The organism is Streptomyces sp. sk2.1, assembly GCF_008120935.1.
In the GTDB taxonomy this organism is placed as follows: Bacteria; Actinomycetota; Actinomycetes; order Streptomycetales; family Streptomycetaceae; genus Streptomyces.
This window is the reverse complement of the sequence record NZ_RDBO01000035.1, coordinates 21,972-31,482: the sequence shown is the minus strand read 5'-3', so window position 1 is coordinate 31,482 and position 9,511 is coordinate 21,972. Positions and strand designations below refer to the sequence as shown.

General features: G+C 72.7%; 8 protein-coding genes. All 8 read right to left on the bottom strand.

What is annotated here, in order from left to right; all coding sequences use genetic code 11:
- Positions 1–500 precede the first annotated feature (500 nt).
- Positions 501–1,124 carry a flavin reductase family protein gene (locus EAO76_RS13735; protein WP_148836221.1) on the bottom strand — a complete coding sequence of 208 codons (624 nt, stop codon included), beginning with the start codon at positions 1,122–1,124 and terminating at the stop codon, positions 501–503.
- Positions 1,121–2,608 carry a dihydroorotase family protein gene (locus EAO76_RS13730; protein ID WP_148836220.1) on the bottom strand — a complete coding sequence of 496 codons (1,488 nt, stop codon included), beginning with the start codon at positions 2,606–2,608 and terminating at the stop codon, positions 1,121–1,123. Before EAO76_RS13730 ends, EAO76_RS13735 begins: the two co-directional genes overlap by 4 nt.
- A complete protein-coding gene (locus tag EAO76_RS13725; RefSeq protein WP_148836219.1) occupies positions 2,596–3,846 on the bottom strand; it encodes an acyl-CoA dehydrogenase family protein in 1,251 nt (416 codons plus the stop codon). The genes EAO76_RS13730 and EAO76_RS13725 overlap by 13 nt, the downstream gene beginning before the upstream one ends.
- Positions 3,825–4,925: a PrpF domain-containing protein gene (locus tag EAO76_RS13720; protein WP_148836218.1), complete on the bottom strand. Its 1,101-nt coding sequence runs from the start codon at positions 4,923–4,925 to the stop codon at positions 3,825–3,827. Before EAO76_RS13720 ends, EAO76_RS13725 begins: the two co-directional genes overlap by 22 nt.
- Positions 4,922–6,781, bottom strand: coding sequence for an asparagine synthase (glutamine-hydrolyzing) (asnB, locus tag EAO76_RS13715; protein ID WP_148836217.1), 1,860 nt, complete (start codon positions 6,779–6,781; stop codon positions 4,922–4,924). The genes EAO76_RS13720 and asnB overlap by 4 nt, the downstream gene beginning before the upstream one ends.
- 8 nt (positions 6,782–6,789) lie before the next feature.
- The gene (locus EAO76_RS13710) at positions 6,790–7,617 is read right to left on the bottom strand and encodes a cupin domain-containing protein (RefSeq protein ID WP_148836216.1); all 828 of its coding nucleotides are present in this window, start codon (positions 7,615–7,617) and stop codon (positions 6,790–6,792) included.
- A gap of 344 nt (positions 7,618–7,961) precedes the next feature.
- Complete coding sequence (locus EAO76_RS13705; RefSeq protein ID WP_148836215.1) at positions 7,962–8,912, bottom strand: DMT family transporter; 951 nt, start codon at positions 8,910–8,912, stop codon at positions 7,962–7,964.
- Between the two features lie 50 nt (positions 8,913–8,962).
- Positions 8,963–9,511: a cupin domain-containing protein gene (locus tag EAO76_RS13700; RefSeq protein ID WP_148836214.1), complete on the bottom strand. Its 549-nt coding sequence runs from the start codon at positions 9,509–9,511 to the stop codon at positions 8,963–8,965.

The following is a 9,511-nucleotide window of genomic DNA, read 5'->3' as shown; positions in this document are numbered from 1 at the left end:
CATCACCCCACCACCCCCACAACAACAGATGCCACACCCACAAACCACCCCGGCACGCCCCGCCACCGACCTGCCCGGCCCGGTCGACCCGTCCCACTACCGACTCCCGGCACCGACCACCCACTGAACCTCAGGAACCGGTGCACGCACCGTGAACGCGGCAGGCACGCGCGTCGGCGCGCCATCGGGGCGGTGGTCGCACCGGATCACCCCGCACGGTGTCCGCGTCCGTGTCGTCCATCCGCGCCACGGCAACACCTGCGTCAACGGCACCGTCAACGCGTACGTCGCCGACGGCCGGCCGCCTCCCGCGACCTCACCCGCCAACGGTGAAACCGCCACGCGGCGGCCCGTCCGAACGGACGGAATGAGCGGAACGAACGAGCGGAACGAACGAGCGGGGGGGGGCGTCCCCGGTGTGTGCCACCGGGAACGGCCCCGCCGCTGGATGGTTCGGCACTCGCCGACCGGTGACGGCCGGCCGGACCGGTCGTGCCCGGTCAGCGCCCCGGCACCGGCCTCGCGTGGGCGAAGCCCCTGTGGTGCCAGACCAGGCCCCCCGCCAGGCGGCCCTGGCAGTCGGACGCGGCCACCCGGCCCACCAGGATCGTGTGATCCCCCGCCTCGATCGCGTCGTGCCGTGCGCAGGTCAACCGCAGTGCGCTGTCGGCCAGTTGGGGTGCGTGGCGCGATGTCGGGCCGGAGGTCAGCCGGACGTTCTCGAAGCGCTTCTCGGTGGGGCCCGCGAACTTCCTCGCCAGATCCTCGTTCTCCGGGCCGAGCAGATGGAGGGTGAAGGCGTCCGCCGCGACGAGCACGTCGTGGGTGCGTGAGCCCCGGTCCAGGCAGACCAGGATCAGCGGGGGGTCCAGCGACAGCGAGGACACCGCGCTCGCCGTCAGCCCCCGGGGACTCCCCGTCCTGTCGTAGCACGTCACCACCGTGACGGGGGCGGCGAGCGACGCCATCGCGGCACGGAACTCGTCGGCCGGTATGTCGCCGGACATCATCACGCGCGGTGCTCCCGGTTCCGGGGACGCGGCGGCTTCCGGCAGCCCGAGTTCCGGGGCGACGGCTGTGACCGCGTTCTGCACGGACTGGGCCAGCAGGGTCGTGGCGCTCATCGGACGGCCCCTTCCAGTTCCCGGGACGGCACGGCCGGGGGCTGCGCCCCGGGGCGGTCCGCGGCCGGAAGGGCCGGCCCCGGCAACCACCGGCCGAGGGGCTCGCCCATGGTTCCGCGGGCCAGGTCCCAGGCCACCCGGCCGCCCCGCACCACCGTGGTGAACCGGCCGGTGAACATCCAGCCCTCGTAGGCCGACCAGCCGCACAGCGACTGCACGTGCCCTGCGGAGAGTTGCCACCGCGCGGCCGGGTCGAGGAGCGCGAGATCGGCGTCCGCGCCCACCGCCAGCCGGCCCTTGCCGACCAGATCGAACAGGTCGGCCGGTCCCGTCCCCATCAACCGCGCGAGATGGGACGCCGCGGCGTCGGGCTCGATGCCCCGTGCGAGCAGGCCCGTCCACACGGAGACGGCGAGTTCCTGGACGCCGGGCAGCCCGGGGGGAGCCTCGGCCGGAGGACGGTTCTTCTCCTCGACGGTGTGCGGGGCGTGGTCGCTGCCGATGGTGGACGCCTCACCGTCGAGCACCGCCCGCCAGAGCCGCTCGCGGTCGCGCGGGGCGCGGATCGCCGGGGAGAGCCGGGTGCGAGGACCGCGCCGGGCCGTGTCGTGGTCGGTGAACGAGAGGTGGTGCCCGGTGACCTCGAAACTGATCGGCAGTCCCTCGGCCGCCGCGGCGACCAGCAGGTCGGTCTCCTCGGCCGACGACACGTGGAGTATGTGCACCTTGGTGCCGTGGGTGCGCACCAGATGGACCACCTTGGCGACCGCGACGATCGCCCCGGAACGCGGCCGGTGGGGTTCGTAGGCGCCGTACGACTCGGGGTCGCCGCTGCGCGAGTCGAGCAGGTCGAAGACGTGCTGGTCCTCGGCGTGCAGCACGAGGCGGACGCCGCCGCGCGCGGCCGCGGCGAAGGCCGCCTCCAGCTGGTGCGCCTCGCGGAAGACCACGGGCGCGGTGTGGTGCCCGGCCATGAACGCCTTCGCGGAGGTCGCGACGGCCGGGTCCAGGTCGGCGAGTACCTCGGGGTGGTCGGGGTCCGCCCCCATGTGGAACCGGTGGTCCACGTAGGAGCGGCCCGCTATCAGGGCGGCCTTCGCCCGGAGCGATGCCGTGTCGAGCGACGGCGGACGGGTGTTGGGCATATCCATGACGGTCGTGACCCCGCCGGCGAGGGCCGCCCGGCTGCCCCTCTCCCAGGTCTCCTTGTGCTCCAGACCGGGAGTGCGGAAGTGCACGTGGGAATCGATGAGGCCCGGCAGGACGTACCGGCCCCGGGCGTCCAGGCGCGGCCCGGCGGGGAGCGGGTCGCCGGGGGCGACGAGGGCCGCGATCCGGCCGTCGCGGACGACGACACCGCCCTCGAAGACGCCCTCGGGGGTCACGAGACGGCCTCCCTCCACCACCAGGTCGGCCTCTGCGGCGGACCCCTGGGGAGAGGACGGGGACATGGGGGAGGAGGGGGAGGTTTTCAACGGTTCCACGGCAGACTCACCAGTTCCTTGCAGAGGTCGTTGGTCGGTCCCATCAGGGCGACGGCACGGGCGTCGCGCCCGAACCGGTTGATCGGGTGCGTCTCGACGTATCCGGCCGAGCCGAGGAACCGGGCGACGTCCGCCACCACCCGCTCGGCCGCCGCGGAGGCGGCCAGCTTGGAGTGGAGCGTGGTCAGCCCCGGGTCGGCCGAGGTGCGCCGGCCCGCCCGTTCCACCACCGCGCGGGCGGTCTCGACCTCGGTGGCCAGGTCCACCAGGCGGTGACGGACCGCCTGGTGGGCGTAGAGCCCGCGGCGTCCGGCGTGGTCGTGCGCCGCGTCGAGCGCGGCCTGGGCGATGCCCACGGCGACCGCGCCGAGCGAGGCGCCGCTGTCGCGGACCCGGGCGATGATGGAGGCGGCGACGCCCGGCGCGCCGAGCCGCGCGGAGTCCGGGACGTGGCACTCCCGCACGGACACGAAGCCGGTGGCGGAGCCGCGCATCCCGGACAGCCGCATCGACGTGTCGGGCAGCAGGCCCGGATGGCTCCCGGGGACCAGGAAGAAGGTCTGTCCGGCGGCGCCGTATCCGGTGTCCCGCGACGCGGCGGCCGGCGCCGGGGAATCGTCCCGCGACTGCGCCAGGACGAGGTACACGTCCGCGAGCCCCGCACTGGTGGTGAAGGACTTCGCCCCGTCCAGGACCCACCCCCCGTCGGAGGTGCGACGGGCCTGGGTCGCGAGGTTCTTCTTGTCCGCGCCGGCTCCGCTCTCCGACCACGCGGAGGCGGCCAGCCACTGGCCACCGGCCAGTTTCGGCAGCAGCTCGCGATGCTGGGCGGGGGTGCCGTTCTCGACGATCCGGCTGGTGACGGCGCAGTGCTGGAAGAGCATGATCGCGGCGGACGCGTTCACCGAGGCGACCTGCTCGACACAGGTGTTGAGCGCCACCGCGTCGGCCCCGGCACCGCCGTGGGACTTGGGGACGACGAGTGCGAGCAGTCCGCTCCCGCGGAGCACGGCGACGGCCTCGCTGTCCGGCTCCCCGCTGCGGTCGGCCGCCTCGGCACAGGCCGCCAGACGGCTCAGCACCTCGGGCGAGGGGACCGCGGAGGCGGCCCGGGTGGTGTCGGAGCGCCCGGCCCAACGGGCGTCGGCCGCGGCGAACGGGGCGACGGAGTGCGTGTCGGTCAGTACCCGCGCGGATGTGCTCCCGCGCACGGCGGTCAGGCTGTCAACGGAACCCACGGGGTCTCCTCGGATACGCGGTCGGACGTGGGGAGTACGGAGGGGCGGGGGGCGGTGAAACCGTTCTGCCGGGCCGCGGGCCGGGGACGCGGCAGCAGCCCCCGGTACTCGACCTGCTTCTCGGCGACGGACACCCAGGCGAGCCTGCGCTCCCCGTCGGAGCCCTGCGTCGAATGGGCGGCCACCCGTACGCAGCCGCCGGGGGTGCGCACCGGCAGGAGCGCGTCGGGGTCCTGCGCCTCCCGCCCCGACAGGGACCAGGGCACGGTGCCCGCGATGCCGGCGGCGGCGCCCAGGCAGATCGCGCCGGTGAGCGCGACGGTGGGGTGCCAGGACGGTACGGACACGGCCCGTACGAACAGCCCCCCGCCCTCCTGCGGCAGCAGGGCCGCGATCTTCGGGAAGGCACCGAAGGTGTCCCAGCCCAGCGATTCGCAGACCGCGATCCGCAGCCGGGTCATGACGTCGAACAGATGGAGATCGTCAGCGAAGAGCCGCCCGGGAGTGTCCGCCCCGAGGTGCGAGGCGTCGACGAAGGCGTACGGATTGCCCATCGACACCAGCGAGACGGGCACCGCCCGGCCCTCGAAGGGCACCCGGGTCACCGGATCGCCCGTCATCAGGAGCTCCGGCAGCCTCAGCGGCGGCGAGCACAGGAAGTGGGCGGTGAACCGGGTGCCGCCGTCGGAGGTCTCCTCGGTCTCGCAGACCACGTTGTCACCGTTGTTGAGCACATTGACCCGGACCCGGCAGCCCGGTACCAACGGCTGGATCATGCCGGTGCGGGCGGCCGCCTCGACGGCGGCCAGGATCGAGTGACCGCAGGAACCGCGCAGGTCGAAGCTGTCGTGACTCTGCGGCAGGGACTGCACGAACCGGTAGTCGAGGTCGAACAGCGGGTGGCGGGACGGGCGCACGATGGCGTTCTTGAGCACGTCACCGGCGCCCTGCCCGGACATCTCGGCCCGCAGGTCGGCCAGCGCGCCCAGCAGTTGGGGTTCGGATTCGGGGAAGTCGCGGCCGTCCAGGACGGCCGTGGGACAGGGCGCGCCGTGCGCTCGGGCGAGGGAGACGCTCATCCGGTGGCCACCGCCAGTTCACGCGTGAGCGGAGCCGTTCCGGCCGACCTGCCGAAGAACTCGCTGCGCCACATCTGGTGCGACATCAGCGCCCACAGCGCCAGGGAGGAGCTGTCGGACGGCCGGGCGGCCTGCTCGACGAAGAGGGCGTCGACGGCCTCGTACCGCAACCGCCCGTCGGAACGCAGCGCCTGCGGGGACAGGACGTCGCGGGCCATCGCCCACAGCCGCTGGCCGGGGGCCAGCATCGCCGTGATCGGAAGGGTGAACGGCTGCTTGGGCCGGTTCAGCACGCTGTCGGGCAGCAGCCCCTCGGCGGCGCGGTACAGCGCGCGCTTGACGCCGACCCCGGGAACGGTGCGGTGCTGGTCGGGCAGTGTCGCCGCGTAGCGCACGACGCTCGGCTGGCAGAACGGGAGCCGGGCCTCCACCGAGCTCGCCATCGACAGATGGTCGACCCGGCGCAGGTGGTACGCGGGAAGCCGGTAGCGCTGCTCGATCCGGCAGATGCGCTGGAGCCGGCTGCCCGTGCCGTACGCGAGCATGTCGGTGAGGCCGGGCGGCATGGGCGACATGCCGGGGGAGAGGACCAGGTCGGCGTACTCGGCGGTGTACAGCTGGTCGCGCAGCGCACGGGGGACGGCGGCCAGGTGGTCCAGGTAGGCACCGGCCCAGTCCGCCCCCTCGGGCGCGGCGAGCGCCTGCGTCATGCGGGCGTATCCGCCGAAGAGTTCGTCGGCGGCGTCCCCGGTCAGGGCGACCTTGAACCCCGCGTCGCGGACCGCCCGGAAGAGCGAGAAGGTGCTGAGGGTGATCGGATCGGCGTTGGGTTGGCCGAGGTGCCGTACGACGTCGCCCATCAGGTCCGGGAAGGTGGCCGGGTCGATCTCCACCTGGTGGTGCACCGTGCCGGTGTGCCGGGAGACCTCCGCGGCGAAGGCGCGCTCGTCCCCGGGCCAGTCGCCGGTGTAGGCGATGTTGAAGGTGTGCAGCGCCCCGGAAGCGCCGCGGTCGTGCAGGGAGCGCGCGGCGAGCGCCGTGACCAGGCTGGAGTCGAGCCCGCCGGAGGTGATGGCGGCGACCGGCGCGTCGGCGACGAGCAGCCGGGAGACCTCGCGGGCCAGCAGCTCGCGCAGTTCCTCGCCCGCCCGGGCGAGGCTGCGCTCCTCGGCGACCGGCGGGGCGGACTCGTACCCCATCCGCCGGGTGCTGAGACGGAGGCCCTCCTCCCGGGTCACGACCGCGGTGGCGGCCGGCGGCAGGACGTCGATGCCCTGGAACATGGTCCGCTGGCCGAAGGGGGTCTTCGCCGACAGGTAGGTGTGCAGGCCCAGTTCGTCCTCGTAGGGGCGTACGTCGGTGAAGCCGAGGAGGGCGGGCAGCTCCGAGGCGAAGTGGAAACGGCCGCTGCGCTCCTCCCAGTGGTAGTAGAGCGGCTTCATCCCGGAGGCGTCGGTGGCGATCACGAGGCGCGGGGCGCGCCGCAGGTCCATGACGGCGACGGAGAACATGCCGTCGAGCTGCTCGGCGAACCGCTCGCCGTACGTGAGGTACAGCGCCGGCAGGATCGATCCGTCGCACCGGTCCTCGAAGTGGAAGCCCTGCCTGATGAGTTCGGTGCGCAACCGGTCGTGGTTGTAGAGCTCGCCGTTGAAGACGACGGTGATGTCACCGAGGCGGTAGGGCTGGGCACCGCCCTCGGGGTCCATGATCGACAACCGGTTGTTGCCGAGGGCCCACCCCGACTGATGGGCGAAGGACTGGGCGTCGGGCCCGCCGTGGTGCTGGAGGGCGGCGACGTGGCGCATTTCCTGGGCGGTGGTGCGGGCGTGGAAGGATCCGTGGATACGGCACATGGCTCAGATCACCTGACGTCGGAGGAGAGACCGGCGGCGGAGTAGAGCGCCGGGTCGTACGGGCTGGGACCGCCGCAGGTCACGAAGCGGCGGGCGTCGGGATCGGTGTGCGGGTTGCGTGCTCCGTGCAGGACGCCGGGCGCCGCGTACAGGACGTCCCCGGCGGCGACGTCGATCCAGCGGTCGCGCAGGTACATCTGGCCGATGCCCTCGAAGGCGATGAACGCCTCGTCGCTGTCGGGGTGCAGATGTACGTTGAAGGTCTGGCCCGGCTGCTGGATGCCGCAGTGCAGGCAGAGCTGGCTGCTGCCGTTGCCGGGCCAGAAGACGAAGTTCATGGTGGCGCGGTCGGCGTCGGGGGCGATCTGGCCGGTGCCGCCGAAGCCGCGCAGCTGGGTGGTCTCGTCCCAGAGGGTGGAGAAGGGCTCGGGGTCCGTGCCGGGCCTGCGGCCCGCCGCGAGCGGTGTGCGCCAGATGTAGACGGTCAGTCCCCCGGCGTCGGCCGTGAGGTCCAGGACCTGCCCGGTGGGCGCGTACACGGCGTGGGACCGTTCGACCCGGTGGCTGCGGGAGCCGACCGTCGCGGTGCCGCGGCCGTCGAAGACGACCGCGGTGTTCTCCTCCCCGACGCTCCCGTCCGGGCTGAAGGACTCGCCCGCCGCGATGCGCACGACGTGCAGGGTGACGTGCGTGGCGCCCGCGGCGGGGCTCACCGGGGTGGCGAGTGTGGTGCGCCGGCCGGGCAGCGGGGCGAAGACGAACTCGGCGGCCGTGACGATCCGGGCGTCCCCGAGGGGGGATGCGGCGAGGGTTCCCGAGGCGGATGTGCGCGTCATGCGAAGGACTCCTTGGAGGTGAGGAGGAGACGAGGGGAGGGCGGGGAAGGAGTGGGAGGGGCGACCCCGTCCTCGTCCTGTGGTCCCAACTTCGCCCCGGCCGGTCCCGCCGTACTCCCGCTTCGCTACCGCGGCGAAGGAGATGACCGGGAACCGTCCCGTACCGGAAGACTCTTCATCGGGAACTCAACTCCACTTCTGAAAAAGGGAGTTGAGGAAAACAACACAACGGAACGGGGCCGGCGCGGACCCCCTGGAAGGGTGTCCGCGCCGGCCCCGGCTCAGTGCGTTGTGCTGCATCGCGTTGCGTTGTGTCGTGTCGTGCCGCGTTGTGTCGTGGCTCGTTACGGGCAGGACTCCTCCGGTACGCGGGCGGCCGCGACCGGCGCCGGCGGCACCGCTTTCGCCCGCCGTGACAGGGCGGAGACACGCCCCTCCGCGACGGCGAGCGCGGCGATCACGACGACACCGCCCACCGGCACGTTCCAGGTCAGCGGCTCGCCCAGGGCCAGCACCCCGACGACGACGGAGAACACCGGCACCAGATAGTTCACACCTGACGCCGTGGTCGGACCGGCGTCCGCGATCAGCCGGTTCAGCAGGGCGAACGCGATACCGGTGGAGGCGGCGCCGAGGACCAGCAGGGCGAGCAGGGGCTTGAGGGTGAGGTCGCCGTGCAGCGTCCAGCCGGTCATGAACGTGGTGACCACCACGGTGATGACGGCCGCCATGCTCAGCTGGGCGGCGGTCACGGAGAGCGCCGGCAGCTTGTGGGGGCCGATGAAGCGGCGGATGTAGACGAAGCTGACGGCATAGCTCGCCGCGGCGCCGACACAGGCGAGCTGCCCGCCGATCGTGCCGAAACCATCGGTGTTCCACGGTCCGACGACCACGATCAGCCCGATGAACCCACCGACCAGACCGGCCACCTTGCGGGCCGTCGGCTTCTCCTCGGAGAGCGCGAGCGCGGCGACGCCCAGCGTGATGAGAGGAGTCGCGCCCTGGATCACCCCGGCCGTGGTCGCGGTGGTGTGCTGCTCACCGATGGCGAAGAGGGTGAAGGGGACGACGTTGCCGAAGACGGAGGCGACGGCGATGTGCCCCCAGAGGGTCCGGGAGGGGAAGGAGAGCCGCTTCAGGGCGAGGATGCCGAGGACGACCAGGGCGCCGACGATCAGCCGGCCCGAGGCGAGCTGGAGGGGCGCGAAGGCCTCCAGGGACATCTTGATGAAGGCGAAGCTGCAGCCCCACAGGGCGGCCAGCAGGCCGAAACGGCCCCAGTTGACGAGGTTCATGCTGTGTTTCTCCTAGGGGAGACGGGGCGGGGCGGATGGTGCCCCGTCGGTCAGTGGTGGTGGTGCGGGTGCGTGTCGTCCGGACCGTGGTGGTGCGCGGGTCCGTCCCCGTGCGTGTGCGGGTGGTCGTGATCCGTGTCGGGGGCGTCGACCTCGAACTGGTCGTACTTCTCCATCAGGGCGACCATCTCCTCGCGGGACGGGCGGTTGCCGTCGGCGAGAAGAGCGGCCAGGCCCTCGAAGTACCCCTCGCGGTGCTCGGCCGGAGTGAAGATGATCAGCATCTCGGCGAGAGCGTCGCTCTCGTTGCGGAAACCGTGCACGGCGTTCTCCGGCACGTGCAGGAAGTCACCCGCCCTGGCGGTGCGCCAGCCGGTGCCGTCGTGCAGGCGCACCTCACCGGTCAGCACGTAGAAGGACTCGGAGATCCGCGAGTGGTAGTGCGGTGCGGCGCCGCCGGCGCCCGGCAGCATGGAGTGGTGGAAGAGCCCGAACCGCCCGTCGGTGGTCTCCGCGAGAGCGATGAAGCGCGTCGTCGTGGCGACCCCGATCTCGGCCTTCACCGCGTCCGCGTACGCCCGGAACATGGCGTGACTCAT